The 16,681-nt window shown below is 40.7% G+C and carries 12 protein-coding genes; all 12 read right to left on the reverse strand.

Going from position 1 to position 16,681, the window contains the following annotated elements; genetic code table 11:
- Positions 1-108: 108 nt before the first annotated feature.
- Positions 109-1,161 (reverse strand): acyltransferase, encoded by a 1,053-nt coding sequence (locus tag AC07KQ_RS09615; RefSeq protein ID WP_003585120.1) that lies wholly within the window; start codon positions 1,159-1,161, stop codon positions 109-111.
- 174 nt (positions 1,162-1,335) lie between these two features.
- Complete coding sequence (locus tag AC07KQ_RS09620; protein WP_225442011.1) at positions 1,336-4,167, reverse strand: C39 family peptidase; 2,832 nt, start codon at positions 4,165-4,167, stop codon at positions 1,336-1,338.
- Between the two features lie 284 nt (positions 4,168-4,451).
- Positions 4,452-6,407 carry a GH25 family lysozyme gene (locus AC07KQ_RS09625; RefSeq protein ID WP_149591262.1) on the reverse strand — a complete coding sequence of 652 codons (1,956 nt, stop codon included), beginning with the start codon at positions 6,405-6,407 and terminating at the stop codon, positions 4,452-4,454.
- A 215-nt stretch (positions 6,408-6,622) separates the two neighbouring features.
- A complete protein-coding gene (locus AC07KQ_RS09630; RefSeq protein ID WP_149591261.1) occupies positions 6,623-8,014 on the reverse strand; it encodes an O-antigen ligase family protein in 1,392 nt (463 codons plus the stop codon).
- A gap of 11 nt (positions 8,015-8,025) precedes the next feature.
- On the reverse strand, positions 8,026-9,144 hold the full coding sequence (locus tag AC07KQ_RS09635) for a glycosyltransferase (RefSeq protein ID WP_016382140.1): 1,119 nt from the start codon (positions 9,142-9,144) through the stop codon (positions 8,026-8,028).
- Entirely contained in the window at positions 9,145-10,689 is a 1,545-nt protein-coding gene (locus AC07KQ_RS09640) for a lipopolysaccharide biosynthesis protein (protein WP_016379500.1), read from the reverse strand.
- Between the two features lie 37 nt (positions 10,690-10,726).
- Positions 10,727-11,695 (reverse strand): glycosyltransferase, encoded by a 969-nt coding sequence (locus AC07KQ_RS09645; protein ID WP_149591260.1) that lies wholly within the window; start codon positions 11,693-11,695, stop codon positions 10,727-10,729.
- Positions 11,682-12,752 (reverse strand): NAD-dependent epimerase/dehydratase family protein, encoded by a 1,071-nt coding sequence (locus AC07KQ_RS09650; protein WP_149591259.1) that lies wholly within the window; start codon positions 12,750-12,752, stop codon positions 11,682-11,684. Before AC07KQ_RS09650 ends, AC07KQ_RS09645 begins: the two co-directional genes overlap by 14 nt.
- 5 nt (positions 12,753-12,757) lie before the next feature.
- A complete protein-coding gene (locus tag AC07KQ_RS09655; RefSeq protein ID WP_003585138.1) occupies positions 12,758-13,462 on the reverse strand; it encodes an IspD/TarI family cytidylyltransferase in 705 nt (234 codons plus the stop codon).
- A 1-nt stretch (position 13,463) separates the two neighbouring features.
- Positions 13,464-14,330, reverse strand: coding sequence for a LicD family protein (locus AC07KQ_RS09660; RefSeq protein WP_003585140.1), 867 nt, complete (start codon positions 14,328-14,330; stop codon positions 13,464-13,466).
- Between the two features lie 22 nt (positions 14,331-14,352).
- A complete protein-coding gene (locus AC07KQ_RS09665; protein WP_149591258.1) occupies positions 14,353-15,171 on the reverse strand; it encodes a glycosyltransferase in 819 nt (272 codons plus the stop codon).
- 15 nt (positions 15,172-15,186) lie between these two features.
- A complete protein-coding gene (locus AC07KQ_RS09670; RefSeq protein ID WP_149591257.1) occupies positions 15,187-16,587 on the reverse strand; it encodes a sugar transferase in 1,401 nt (466 codons plus the stop codon).
- Positions 16,588-16,681: the final 94 nt, after the last annotated feature.

A 16,681-nucleotide genomic window follows, 5' to 3' on the forward strand; every position in this document is an offset into this window, starting at 1 on the left:
AAAATTAAGTGCTGATGGTCTCACAAATTAGCCGATTAAAAAAATTCTCGATGAGAGACTCATCCCACCTCAACAGCTTTTCAGCAACATTTTAGTGAGCTTGAAAATCTACAATTTGTCTATTAACCATTTGCCAGACCGATCAATCAATGCCAAGCCTTGATTAATATGAAGTAGTTTAAAAATTAATAAACGCACAAAATCTAGTAATGCGAAAACAAGGTACATTAACAAAGAAATACCCAGTATTCTAAGTGCAAAATAGGTTGGTTGCTCACGAATCATACTCGTGAACATTCTTGGCAGAATAACATCATAAAAATTTGACTCATCTATTAAGTAAACACCAAAGGAAATTGGGGCGAAAAATTTCAATATTGCCCTTAATAATCGATTCTTAATTCGCAATCGTACACCCCAAATAAAGATCGCGATAGCTTCCACAATTACAAATGGCGAAGTATATCGAATAAACCACCATTTATCCGTATGAAACCATCCTGCATTCCATTGTAGATATGTTGACAAACAAGCCATTAAGAAATAAATGCCCAGAAAAGCAACTGGTTTCCATCTAATAGCATCAGGATATAACTGGATATAAGCGCCAACCAAGTACATCACGACAAGCCAATAAGCTGTATAACCGTTCAGCAGGAAAAAGTGACTGCCGGCATCAAGGCCCGCCGAAACAATAAGCAAAACGACAAGCAGACGTTTAAAAGTCCTCCTCGAAACATGTTTGACACCAAAAGCAAGAACAGGTGAAAGCAAAAACAGACCAATATATGCATTAACATACCAAAACTGAGCAAGAGGGTAGAAACTAGCTTTAACCGTTTCTACGGAAATTGGCATTCTCAGTTGATATAACGTGACTGAGACAGTGACTGACCAAAAAATTGTCTGAAAAACCACCTGCAAAACTCGATCACTTTTAAATCTATGCATCATGGAAACATAGCCCGTAATCATCGCAAAAACGTTAACAGCTACTATTGCCAAGTTTTCCAACAACCAAAACTGCCACCAATTCGGATTATTTGTTTTTAACTGCGGTAAAATACCACCTTGATACAGATTGTGGAGAATAACAACCGATACCATTGAAAAAATCCGTAGTAAATCGATACCATAGTTTCTTTCATTATTCGTTTTCATTTTTACTTTACCCCAATATCATCTAGCAAAAAAGGCTCGCAATTTGCGAGCCTCTGATGCTTTGTTCAAGAAATTTCACCTAGTAGCCCCAAAACAAGTGTCAAACTTATTTATTATTTGGGTTGAAGGATTAGTCACACTTTAAAAGTTTATAAGCACAGCCTAAGCTGACGCTTAAAACGCAATTGCCCGTTTAACTGCTTCGGACCCATACTGATGCGCATATTCACTTTCAAAGCTTGAGAGTGAGATCCAATAAACAGGACCATGATCAAAGCGACTGTTCCCGCCAGCGCTTCCAGCACGATCAAACTGCGTATTATAACCTGGATCCATAATTTCGAAGCCACGGTTTGGATCAAAACCTGCAATGACATGGCAATGGTTACGATTATAGTCTCCACTCTTTTGATATGGTGAGAAACCATAATACAGAACAGGATGCCCTGTAACAACCTCTGCAATAATCTGTGTGGTTGATGCACCGGAAATATTCCGAGCATTTTTATCCCAGTTCTGGGCATAAACGGTTAATGCAGCTGGCGTGATAACATACTGGAACCCACCACCATAAATACTACCAGCCTGACCACCGGGAACCGATCCGGCCATAGGCAAGTTATTCATCAAGTAAGACAGTGATGGATTAACGCCAACGGCTTGTAACGCCATACTCACTGCTGGTGCACATCCGTCTGGAGCCATAATTGGTCGGAATTGGCTGACATAAGGCACATTTAAGAATCGTAATTCGTAAGGTACGGTTGCCCAAGAAGCAAGATATCCTAACCAACGATTCCCGTCGTACAGGGAGTAGTAAGTGGTCCCATTAACATGACTATACTTGCCGCTGACCTGATAAACACCGCCATACAACGATGACGTATCACGGGTCATATTAAAGAAAGAACTATACAGTGCTGCGTTTGAAGCTGTAATGAGCACGTTGGCGTTATAGTTCATCCAAACCCCTTGTGCTTCTTTACTCTCGCTTCCAAGTGCTGAATTGAGATAACCCATCCAGTTGCCGCTGCCGTCATAAAGTGAATAATAAGTTGCACCATTATAGTGCTTATATTCGCCCATGATCCGGAAGGTTCTTTGATAATTTGCCGTGGTCGTCCGCCCACCTGCAAAACTATCCAAGTTCGTGTAAATCATTTGACCACTTTGGGTGGTTGTCAAATAACCATCGTGTGGCAACCATAGTCCAGCTGCACTTGATGTCGTTTTCACTTGACTAGCATCCACATAGCCCAACCATTTGCCACGAACGTCATAGATCGAATAATAAACAACGCCACCGAAGGCATGATATTGACCCGAAATATTAACCGTTTGGTTAACCAATCCAGCACCTGAAGTAGCGACTTTTTGTTGATTAAAGTCCGCATAGGCATTCACGTTTGCCGCTGTAAAGGTCGTATAAGCATTAGCAGGCAACCATGCCCCGCCATCAGAAACCCCAGCTGTGATTGATTGTTGATTGATATAACCACGCCAGTTTCCATCCTTGTCATACAGGGACAAATAGGTCAGACCGTTTAGATTATGGTACTTACCGGTTGACTTGAAGGTCTGCAACATAACATCTGTTGCCGCTTGCTTCTTAGTCCAATTAAAGTCTGAGTACAAGGTGGCTCGGTTATCAGTAACCGTCACATAACGGTCATCTGCCTGCCAAGTGCCTTCAGGGTTGGCAATCGTCACATTTTGAACAGCCGCACTATTTACATAGCCAAGCCAATGACCGAATAGGTCAAAGACTGAATAATAAACAGCTCCATTGACATGATGGTATTGGCCAACCTTCTTAAAGTACTGCTGATAGTAATGATCTGTACTACCCGTGGCGTCAAACTTAAAGCTATTGTAGATCGCATAGTTCTTATCCACGACCTTAGCATAACCAGAAGCTGCTGCCCAAGCGCCTTCGGCACTATTGACCGTTTCGAAACCTGAACCGGCCATATAGCCGAGCCAGTTGTTATGACTGTCATAGAGTGAATAGTAAACTTGACCATCAAGATGATGATAGGCCCCAGAAATAAAGTACGTATTGTCTAAGACGTCATCACTTTTCTTAATGACCTGCTTAGTATCAAGATTGCCATAAACATCTTGGCCAGGTTTAGTTAAACTAGCATAGCCACTAGCGTTGGTCCAAACACCACCAGCACCTGCCGCAACTTTGATCGACGCTTGATTCATGTAACCCTGCAACGTCTGATTGGCATCATACAAGGCCAAATAAGTAACGCCATCTTTTTGATACTTAGCTTGCGATTTAAAGGTCCGCTGGTAAACAGCTGCGCCTTCCTGCTTCTTGGTACCATTTAAATCTGCATATAACACCGCATTTTTGTCAGTTACGGAAACATAACGATTATCCGTAACCGGTGCAGGTGTAGCTGCCGCACTAGCCGCCTCATTTTTAGCCGGTGCAGCTTCTGGCTTGCTTTGACTGCTACTAGAGGCCGCCGCCGAAGAACTGCTTGATGAAGCAGCTGCACTCGAGGCCGCAGAACTTGGGTTCTGCGCAGAAGCATTGCTTGCCTGATTCGAAGCATCACTTTCAGCACTTGGTGCAGCCGCTTTAGGTGCTGGCACCACAATCTTGGTTTCATTGTACAAGATAACCTGTTCACGATGACTCGTGGACAAATCCTGATCTGCAACGCGCTTAGCAACTGTCAACCACGCTTCTTGTTGATCTGAAGGAACCCCGTCTTTCATCTTCAGGATATCCTGTGTCGGTGTCGCATCAGAGCGATCAATCAACTTTTCAAGATCATCATCAGACAACGTGCCCGCCTTGCGATCGGTTGCTGCTGCCTGTCCTTGTTGCGAAGTAGCGCTACTCTGTACTGATTCGTTCACTGCAGGCGTTTTATCAGTGTTGTCAGAAGCATGAACGGTTGTAACCCCTGATAAAGCAACCGCCGCCAACAACGTCAATAACGGTGAAACGACCTGTCGTGTCCGAATAATTTTAGCTTTTCTCATTTTTTCCCCTCCCCAATTTGAAAACATCAGTAATTATAACACGGAGCCTTGATAACAGAAACTTAATTTTAAACAAAAACAATTTTTAAGAAACAATTGAATAACAAACGTTGTCCCGCCGCGAATACTACATCCCCATAGCCAATTGTCATCCTTAAATTTTTTGAGGAAAAGGCTAAAAAAAAAGGTATATCTAGGTATTGGCGGATTCGTCAATGTTTAGATATACCTTTAAGACTGTGTCCATGGGCTTCATAACATACTTTGAAAAAAACACTAACAAACTACTTAAGCGAAATTGCCCCTGAATTAACATAACCAATCCACTGGCCGTTTAAATCATAGACAGAGTAGTAGATAGCCCCGTTAACATGATGATAGACACCGTTAATCCTTACTGATTGGCCATAAAGCATGTTTGAGTTTTTGCCAATATAGTTCCAGTTAAAGTTACTCCAGAAATAATATCCTGGTTGAGATACCGTAGCGCCAGATGAAAAGTTCAGCCACGCACCTTGACTCTCTGATGAATATGTGCCTGCACCTGCATTCACGTAACCCAACCAACTACCATTGTTTCTGTACAACGAGTAGTAAACAGTGCCGTCAGCATGATGATATGCACCGCCGATTTGAAAGGTCTGCTGGAAAAACTGATCGGTATTCGCAATCTGTCCTCCAGAAAAGTTACTTGAAATCGGACTATTTCGTTGTGTCAAAGTTAAATAACCACTCTGGCTTTGCCAAGCGCCTTCTGGACGGGTGGTAAAGATACCTGCAGCAGCATCAAGATAACCGACCCATTTTCTTTGCGCCGTATATACAGAATAATAGGTATGTCCATTAGAGTGTTTGTACTGGCCATCAACAACTAGCGTCTGGTGAAGATAAGCATTAGCGTTAGCAGTTGGATTGTTGAAACTAAAATTACTCCAGAAGTTAGCTGAAGCATCCGTCATGGTGACATAACCAGATTTAGGCAACCAAGGTCCTTCCGGGCGATCTTTCGTTAACCCATCGGCATTCATATAGCCGATCCAAGTGGAGCCTTGGTATAGAGAATAATACGTTGCACCATTAAAATGATGATACATACCGGTCGCCTGAACTGTTTGTCCAGTATACTTGTTGTCATCCTGTTTTTCCGTCCAAGAATTCAAATCAGTCCAAATTGGGTATGATCCCTTAATTTGATATGAATCTTGAAATGGCAGCCAAGCGCCTTGAGCACCACTAGCAACTGTTGCCCCAGCAGCATTCATATATCCCTGCCAATTGCCTTTCGCATCATAAAGAGAATAGTAAGTGCTGCCATTTTGATGATTATAGTGGCCCTCAGCACGTAATGTTTTTTGGAACAATTCTGCTCCAGAGTGAGTGGTAGAAGTGAAGTCAAAACTCGACCATAGATCATAATCTTTGCTGGTAATTGTTACATAACGGCCGTCAGAAATGTATGGGCCTTGAGGTGCACTATTAGAAAAAATGCCTGTATAATCAGCGGAAATATCAAACTGCCGGGGACTACCAGTAAAGTCAGTCACCCCAGGAAATTTCAAGTCCGATGCCCACTGCCAAGCGCCATAATCAGAATAGTCAGCTCTATTGGCATAAAGTGAACTATCATTTGGATAAGCCGCAATCCACATATTCTTCTTGCCAAGACTAGCCGTATTCATATTAGTTTTGGAAATAACCCATGGACCCGTGTATACCCTGACATTGTTGTATCCGAGGCGCTTTACTTCATCAATAAATGCCTGCATATTTTGGGTATGATCCACTGATTGCCCAATGACTTTTGGTTCTTCAAAATCAAGTACCATGGTATCTGAACGACCAATGCCATCTGCAGCTGCATTATTAACAAAATAATCTGCTTCACTTCTAGCATCTGTGGTTGAATTCATCCAACCATAATGATAAGCGGATACCTTTAAACCAGCAGCTCGTGCGTTCGCAATTTGTGATGTGGCAAATGGATTATGATAACTTGATGCTTCTGTGACCTTAACGACAACGCCAGTAACACCACTGCTCTTCATCTTTTGATAATCAGAGACAGAAACGGATCCGTTGTTAGAAGAAACATCGACAAAATCTTTTCGTGGTGTGTTGGTATTAGTCGACATCACCGCTTGAACTGAATGTGTTGGCGATACCCCAAATGTTATAAGTGTACTGCCTAAAATCCCCACGCCAATGAAAAAAAAGAACCCCAATTTACTAACTTTTTTCAAAATTCGTCATTACCTCCTCAGTTTTAACTTAGTTTTAGCTACTCCGTTAGTCTATGATATTTCCGCATCGCTTGTCAAAGAAGAAAGATTAAAAATATGTGACAAAAAAGTCGGTGAGAATGCTTCTTGCAAACTCAACCGGCTTAAAAATGGTTAACGATCAATTTATCCTGAGGCAACGCTTGAAAGAGGGCATTGCATGTCAACGCAGATGCTTAAGAAAGTGCGCTTTGCCGCTGGCGGAATTGAAAATACATATTCCCTAGAACCATCCAGAAGATGAAACTGCATACATCATTTGTAAAGAAAATGACATTGACGAAGAACGTGAAGCCAATCAGCGATGCAACGATTAGGAATTGGACATTAGAATCAGCCGAGAGCATCTTTTTGCCAAATTGAAGTGAACGCAAAGCCATAAAAGCGCTCTTGATAGAAAACCCAATCATCGTCACAAAACCGACTAAACCAGTAGATGCCAGTACATCAATCCAAGCGTTATGAGTCTTGAATCCTTGCTGGGCAATTAGACTTTTAGGAAGCATGTCTTTTGCATAAGCAACCATATTACGTGGAGAAACGCCAAAAATCCATTTTGTCTTGAAGATTTCGATGGCACTCGACCAAATTGAAAAACGCATATTAGAAACATCGTTGTTATCAGCTACGTCCGCACGTTTTAGTGATACAACCTCGCGCCCATGCGGTCGATGAATTTGTAAGAATTCAAACAGTGGTGGTAATTTTTCAAGCAGCCATTTTAGACTAGCAACAAAGAACGTCAATGCCACAACACTGACAGCCAATGTAATAACGCTAGCTACAATATTGACTAATAAATTGGTGCCACGAGCCGCCAAATATCTAGCCACCAGAGCCACGAAAACAACAGCTGCTAAGGCTTCACCAATTAATATCGCTGATCGTGACCCTGTTAAAACTAAAACAAAGGTTTGTAAAAAAAGGTTTGTAAATAGGAACCATCTAGGAAAAACATGACTTTTTACGACAATGCCGTAAATACAAACGATGACCAATATCAGTGCAAACATACCACCGAAGTTTGGATCCCCAAATGCTCCAAAAAGTCGACCTTCCAGGAAACCGATACGGATACGTGTTTCAATGGTGCCAGGGCGAAGATAACTATATTGAATTAAATACATGCCGAAACTGACTAGCGACACGAAGAAATACGCCCATCCAAAAATTCTAATAACTGTTTGATAAAAATACTTGCTAAGCCGTCCGTTGGCTGCAAGAGCATATATGAGAAAAAAGTAGATAGCACTCCACACAATTGTTTTAAAATTGCCAGAAACACCATAATGTCTGTTCAACAGACTAGAAATAAACATCACGATCAAGAATCCTATAAGCCACCAATCGTAAGAAACGAATGACTTATGACGTAAAAAGTCTAAGCAATTCCAAGCAATCATGGCACCTCCGGCAACTGCCAACAGTGCAAACACAATAGAATCAAAGACTGACGGTATAAGGCTATAGTAGTTAATCGACCGCAAAATCAAAAAAACGAACAGTATGTAAAGGTAGTACTCAGTAATTACTGACCCAGCTCTGGAACCTTCTCGAATGTTTTCCAAAATACTCTCCCCTAGTTGTCATTAAGAATCTGATACCATCTTTGAATGATGGTTTGAGTTTTAAAATCTTGATAGCGTCCTATGGATTTTACACCAAATTGCTGTCTGAGGTCCAGATCACCTATAAGTTTCATCAAGTGCTCATGAACGCTCCCAGTATCGCCAATTGGACTAAGCAGCCCAACTTGCCCCTTTTCTAGGATTTCCTGTGCCCCAGGATGATCAAAACTTACAATTGGCAGGCCGAAAGAAAGTGCTTCAATCATCACAAGTGGAAGAGCTTCAGTGCGTGAGGTCGACAAGAAAATAGAACTACTCTCATAATGCTTTACTAGTTCCTGCCCTTTCTTGGCACCAACAAAATCTAACTTATCGCCAACTCCAGATTCATCTATCAACTTTTTAAAAGCTCGAACATCCTCAGCAGATCCTTCCCCAGCAACCCGGACCTTCCAACCGCTAGGCAGATCAGCAGCAATCTGACAAAGATAATCAAGCCCCTTAATATGCACGTTTAACCTCGCAGTAAACGAAATAATGTGTTCACTTAGATTGGCAAGACCATGATCAGGCAAATCAATCGGGTTATAGATGATTCGAATATTATTGTTAAACTGCTTATAATAGTTGAGGGCTTCATGTGTCAAGCAAACTAACACATCGGAGTTTTTAACGGCAAATAAAAATCGATTGCGATAATACCTTGTCAAATGCTTGCCAAATTCGACAGATTCATGTAACCAAGTAATGACTTTCGCATCAGGAATTTCTTTCTTGATTGCCTCACAGAAAAGTGTTCCTGCAATAAACGAATTTAAAATCACCGTCTTGATTCTTTCCCGTTTCAGTAGTTCAATCGTCGTCTCTATCTCTTGCTTAAAATACTTTGCAGGAGAAAAGTTATGCGTAATTAATACGCTCAAGCCTTTTTCAAACTTTTGAATTGTACGAGTTGCTCTATCACGATGTTTACCGACGAAATAAAAATGGTCTGAATGCAAAGGCTCTCGATCAAATTGATAGGCTATGAAAAAAACTTCATTTTCCTTCTCTAATTGTTGCCCTACATTACGAGCAACCATATTCGATCCGCCAAAACCAAACTCAGGACTAATAATAGCAAGCCTCATTTAAGCACCAACTTTCAAGATCCGTTTTACAATGCTAAGTAGATATTTCGTGCCATCATTGCGCCAATACAAAACAGCATAGAGGACAACGGTTACCAATAGCGCAATAACTGCGCGAAGTGCCAAGCCAACAATGCCAGTTAAATTTGTCAAACTCAATGCATAATTTGTGACACTGTAAACAATCGTAGTTGCGACTGCTAATTGGATCATGTTGGTTAACAACATCTTGGCAAATTCTGCAAGGTTTCGATGAAAAGCATGTTTGAACACAACATATGCCTCATACCAAATGACAAATCCAAATGAAGAAACAATGGTGCCTAACAAGACGCCGTTGATCCCCAATTTAAACCAACCTAACAAAATTAAAGAAACTGATAAATTGATGGCAGCTTCAATAAATGCCTTGGTTCTTTGATACCAAAAAAGTCCAAAAGATTCAATAAACGCAAAACCGGTATTTCGATAAACCTGAATTGCATAATTAGCAACAATCAACACAACCGTCAAAAATGTCAGATTATATTTTCCACCTACCCACCACGTAATAAATGGATTAATCATTGTCAATAACATAGTTGTTGTAAAAAATACTAGTGTGTGGTTAATAAAAAAATGTCTTTTAAAAAGGACATAGCTTGATTGAGCATCTCTTTCTGCCGCATAATTACCGATACTCGCTGTAATTGAGTTAGTAATTTGTGTACATACATTCTGTATAGCATTAACAATCAACGTGTAATTAGAATACAACCCAACAGCAGATAGATTAACGAACGCCGAAATCAGAATGTTGTCGGTACCCATCACAATCTGTCCGCCGATTTTTGATGAAACATTCCCAATAACATTTCGTTTAATTTCTTTAACTGACCCCGCATCTAGTTTTTGAACATCTTTTTCCTTAATATATGGGTATCTTCGATCAGCAATAATCGAAATTGTAATATTTGAAGCGATGGTCGAAATGATTTGGATAATCAGATAGACAATGAAATTAGATGTTAATATTAAAAAGACAATTTGGAAAACATTTGTCACCAGCAAAAACAGAAAATCATTAAGCGAAACAATATAAGCCTTTTGGTCAGCCGTGATTAGCGATCTTTTATAAGTAAAGAAGTAACTGACAACAGAATTAGCCAAAAAAAGCAAGAATATTAAATACAAATTTTCAAAATGTTGATCTTTATTAACAATCAGCTTTAAGAACGGCATGATTGCCAATCCGACAGCGGCTATTGCAAGTCCGATTGCTTCATAAGCTCTTTTATAAAGCCTCATTAATGACTTGACCTGCTCATGATCTTGGACCGCTAAGGGTTTGTATAAAGCAAAAATAATTGAAGTCCCAATGCCAAGTTCTGCCACTGATAAAAGACTAAGGATATTTGTGAACAAACCATTGAGCCCTAAATAAACTTCGCCCAAGTATCGAATAAAAAAGCTTCGGGCAACGAATTGGATGACCAACCGAAGCACATATATCAATGTGGAAATGCCAGAATTCATAATTGAGTAATCCAAACGACTGCGTTTCAAGTTCTCGCCACCTCTATTATTCGAGCCTTTAATCAATTTAATCTCCTAAAGTTGTTTTCGTTTGAAGAATGATCTGTCTATATAAGACTTCATTAATCACTAAAGCTAGAAACGCTAACTTTCTGCCCTTAGTTAGCCGGTTGTTCTTGATGATGAACCGCCAATTCTTCTTTAAAAACAGAATAATCTTCTTTCTAACCGCAATCGTTCGCCAGTTCTTACTTACCATGATCTTGTCTAAAACCAAGAAATTAGCCCAACAAACACGGGTGTGACATGCATATGCCAACGCTGGGAAGGTGCGTTTAACTATTTCCTCATTTCTCTCCCATACGTTAATCGTATCTAGATCACGATCAGAAAACGAACGAGACGAAATTGTTCCAACGTGATGAATATAATAATACTGCTGCTTTGTATTGATAACCACTTTTTTACAGGCTTGCAAAATGGGAATGATAACCGCCGCATCCTCAGTAATGACATTGACTGGATATCTGATTTTGGAAAAAATCTCTCTTCTATAAAGTTTATTAACTGCATGGACTGAAATAAGTTTCGCATCCAAAATCATTTTCAAGGTTTGCTCTGGGGTCAAAACTTTTCTTACTTCCGGAAGCTGTTTTGGGTCCTTGTTTTCATAGATATCGTAAATACCGCAGATGGCAAGATCTGCCTGCCCATCAATCATATCAAAATAGAGTTGTTCATACATATCTGGGGCAATATAGTCGTCACTGTCAATAAATCCCAGAAATGGAGCGCTGGCAACATTAATACCCGCGTTGCGCGCGTCACTGAGCCCACCATTTTGCTTGTGGATGACTTTCACTCGTTGATCTTTCTCCGCATAATCGTCGCAAATGCTGGGGCTTGCATCCGTGGCCCCGTCATCAACCAAGATAAGCTCATAATCTCGAAACGACTGTGCCAAAATAGAATCAACACATTTCTGCAAATACTTTTCAACATTATAGACGGGAACGATAATGCTAATTTTGGGCATCGGTTTCCAACTCACTTCTCAGAATTTCAACAGTGTGTTTCAATGACTCATTGCGATCAAACAAAGGCTGCCACCCTAAAGCGTTGATTTTACTAGTATCAAGCAGGGCCTTTGTCGCTTTCGAATAACCGGCAGCTTCAACATCGTCTGGTAAATCAAAGACTAGCTTTCGATTGACCATTGTGGCAAGTGCACCCGCAAACTCTTGCAAATGCAAATCTAGGTCAGGATTAGCCACGTTATAGGCCTCTCCAGTTTTGCCTTGAACTATTAAAAACAGAAGGGCAGAAACAACATCCCCAACGTAAGCGTAAGAATAATGTTGCGTCCCTTTACTTTTAAGGACAATATCTTCCTGATTGACGGCTTTTAAGATGAACTGGGACGATGCTTTAGAGTCATCCAGCTTCATGCTAGGACCGAATGCGCGACTTAGTCTGGGAATGACAATGTCGAGATGATGCGCAGCAATATATGCCTGACATAATGCTTCACTGACCCGTTTACTCTCTGGGTAACCAGCGCGCAATGTATTGGGATCGAGATAACCGGAATAATCTTCCGCAAACTTTTCAACATCCCCACGGTTCTCACCGTAAACTTCTACACTCGAAAGAAACAAGATTCTCTGTTCAGGATGTGCAACCGCATGCTTAAGAACCTGTTCGTTGCCTAAAAAATTGGTTGTGATGGTACCAATTGGATCAGTTGCGTATGCCCGTGGATGCGTATTGCTGGCTGCATTGATCACATAATCTGTTTGCAAATCATCAGGCAGGGCATCGGTCACATCACCGACAACCAAATGGAAGTTCGACATGGTTTGATAATGCAAGAACCGTTGCGTTAAATGTTCTCTGCTGCGGCCCATGGCATAGACCTCGATATGAGCATTTGCTTGACTATTCCGACGCATCAAAACGTCAATCAAAAAAGTGCCAATCATGCCGGATGCGCCAATTATCAAAAAAGACCGGCCATCTAAGGCAGACCAGTCCTTTTGACCCTTGATGACCTTATCTAAGTCACTTAGATACATGGCATTCTGGGTTAACATTCAGCTCACAGCTCCTTCTCGCGTAAATAGGCTTTGAACAACGCCAGATCGTCTGTATTTGTTAATTTAATATTCTTATCAGACCCAGCGGCAAAATGTAGCGTATGGCCAAGATCAACCATCATCGTATTCGTATAAGAAGAATCAGTCATGCCGATATTTTTGGCAATGGCTTCGTTGTATGCATCTCGTAACATGCCGTATTTGTAGGCTTGTGGTGTGCCAACTCGACGCAGTGTATTACGATCAATATATTTCTCAGTTGTTTCTTCTGTTTTCTTGATAAAGATCTGTTCATTGTATGGCAGCGAAGTAACTGCTGTGCCATACTCTTGGCACTTAACAATCACATCCGACAGAACCAATTCATCAACAAGTGGTCGAATACCATCATGAATAACAACCGTCTCTTCATCCTCACACTTATCATTGAGGAACTGGACACCATTATTAATGGATTCCTGACCAATTTTACCACCAGGAATCACCCACTTGACTTTCTTGATACCAAATTCGTGTATGTATCCCCACATGGTATCTTCCCAGCCATGTTTGCAAACGACCACGACTTGGTCAATTTTTGGATGGCGGTCGAATGATTCTAATGTATAGATAATAATGGGCTTTTCATTTACCATGATAAATTGCTTAGGGATTTCCATGCCCATTCGTTTACCAACGCCACCTGCGATAACAATTGCTGTTGCCATTTTATTTTTCTCCTTTTGTCAAATAGTAAATGCCACGATACTTAGTATATGGAGTGTCTGGATCAACAAACACCGCATCATGGTGTGGAACTTGCTGACTAACTTTAGGACGCCTCATATAGTCACCAAACACGTGACGGAGGTATCGGTCATAACCAACAGGTACTGGTAATTTAACGTCTTCAAAAGGCAACCACACGGCGGAAGCAAAGTCCTCTGTTGGGTAACGATTGCCCATATATTTAGGTCCAACACACAATTCAGTAACCCAAGGTGTGTTCTTGTCGTCATACCGCATCATCTGTTTTTCAGCGTACTTCCAAATATGATAACGCTGATTCGGAGATCTGAATGTACTGAGTAATAAACGACTACCACCTGTGACAAGACCGCCATGGCTAACAGGGACAATCTGTTCATTAAACAGAGCGTAAATTAATGCCCATAACTTTTGACGCTTTTGTTGAAATTTGCCAATTGGTGCTCGATCAAGTGGAAAAACGTCTACTGTAATGCCATGAACAATGTCTAAATTTCTTTGATATGTTTTAACAAATGTTGTCTCTGGATCGCGAATCGTCGTAAAGTTATTATGGTTAATAAAGTGTTGTGATGTTCGCTCCAACACATAACCCTTAGGCTTTTCCATCTGCCAAAGTTGGCAAAAACGCTCATAATCTTTTCTTGGCATGAAGAAGTCTAGATCATCATCCCAAGGAACAAACCCCTTTTCGCGAATCGCACCAATAGCACCACCGCCACAAAGGTAACACAACAAATTATGCTTTTGACAAAAATCGGCGATAGTTTTAGCAATCTTTAGGGTTCGTTCTTGAACTTTCTTAAGCTGTGAATCCTGACTATACAAGAGACTCCCTCCCACCACGTTATTAGTGCAATGCTTCTTGATAAAACCTCGCTCGGATTCTGTTTGGCATCAGACTTACGACGATATGCACCCCAGTAGTGATTATAAAATCAAAGAAATTCCCCAACCCGGCGTGATAAACAGCAATACGCCCTCGAACGCCGTTGATCAAATATTGCCACCCTCCACGCCGCTTATACATGTCTTTCCCCACACGAGCTTTAACCAAGAAGTCTTGAATGTTATATGCCTTGTAACCTGCCTTCAAGAGTCTTGCCCACAAATAATAATCTTCAAACCCCTGCATCGGTTGATAATTACCAACCTTCAAGATATCAGAACGTCTGAACATCACTGTCATGTGGTTAAATGGGTTACGTTTTTTGGAAAATTGACGAATTGCTTGATTTGATTTTGGCACAAGCCTCCTACTGATGATATTGGATGAGTCTTCAATAAACTCTTCAATATTTGTGCCACAAATTGCCAGATCAGTATTCTGATTAAAACAGTTAGCTTGCTCCTCTAACCTTGTCGGTAACATTAAATCATCTGTATCCATTCGCGCAACCAGCTCATATTGACAAGCTTCAACCCCAATTGCCAAAGTGTATCCTAATCCCTTATTTTCTTTTTGTGGCAACAATCGCAAAAGCCCGCTCTTAGATTGATATTCGTCAAGCACTTGCTGCAATTTGGATGTGATTGGCCCATCAATGACGATAACGATTTCCTTTGGTAACAACGTTTGTGCTAACACACTATCCAAGCAAGCAACTAAAAAAGCAGGATTTTCTTTTTTATACAGTGACATCAATACGCTGATTTCATTTCTCTGCATTTTTAAATCTCCCACTTAGTCGAGATGCTTAATATCTTGGTCCACAACAATCTCGTGCAGTTTTGCCATTTGTGGTGTTTGATCTTCATCTAGCCCCTGTGAAGAGACTTTGTCAAAAAGGATCTTCACAGTTTGCAGTAGAATACGAAAATCAAGAAAAACGCTATATGCCTTGATGTAAAGCAAATCAAATTTTAATTTACTATGATAATCAGACGCATATTTACCATAGACTTGTGCATAGCCTGTAATTCCAGCTCGAACATTGTGCCGCAGATAATAATGAGGATCCTCACGATTAAACTGGTTAACAAAAAATGGTCGTTCTGGACGAGGTCCAACAACGGACATATCGCCCTTCAGCACATTAAATATCTGTGGAAGTTCATCCAAGCGGAATTTTCTTAAATACTTGCCCACGGAAGTAATCCGCGGATCATGGTCTTTAGCGAGCTCCGGTCCCGTTTTAGCTTCTGCATCTGCCTTCATAGTCCGAAATTTATAAATTTTAAACTCTCGTTGATTCAACGTGATTCGCGTTTGTTTGTAAATAACTGGGCCGCGAGATGTTGCTTTGACAAGGATCGCAGTAATCAACATCAGCGGTGATGTGACAATTAATAACAACAGTGCTACCAAAATATCAAAAAAGCGCTTGACAGCGGCATCTTCTGCCGTAATTCTGAACTCACTGATACCCATAATGCTCTCGTCTTCAAAGTTCATCATGTTTGGTCGGAGCATCAACAAGTTATCAAATGTTGAAGGCAACATGATATGCTTTTCACGTTTGATCACCATGTCAATAATTGTCCGTCGTTGATCATCAGAAAGACTTGTCGTCAAGTAGAATATGTCAACTTTATCTAATATTTTTTTGGTGTTTTCAACAAAATGATCCGTGATAACATAAGTTACTTTGTGTTTGTTGTTCTTTGCTGAATCAAAGTTCTCTAAAATCGATGGTAGTTCCTCTTTATAAGAAACAACTGCCACGTGTTTATCTGCGGTAAAATGCACGTAAAGGTAGTAAACCGCAACCCGATAAACTGCCAAAACAACAACACTAACGAGGAATGAAATCGCCAGAATCGTCCGGGGAAATGCAAACCATCGACCAATAAAGGTAATCATAGTCAGGCCGAGCACTGTGACTCCCTGCCCGAGCACTGTGTTGAAAACGATGTCGCTAATTCGGCGGTTATAATAAACATAAACACCGATAAGAAAGTTAACTAAGAGAAATAACGCCGAAATATAAACAGCGGAACGCTCATAAGTATAGAAATTTCGATCTGGAATTTGCGGCCAGAACCGCACATAAAATGAAAACCACATGCTGAAATTAAACAGAGCAACGTCAACAATGATTGTTAACCATCGACGAACTCCGCTCCAATCAGTTTTCTGCTTCATACAATAACCCTCTCAAACTGGATTCAAACATACTGCTGCAAGCCATTTCTTGAACACATCAGCAAATTATACCATAATTCTATATTTGGCGGGC

This window comes from Lacticaseibacillus sp. YLM2-1, assembly GCF_056583465.1.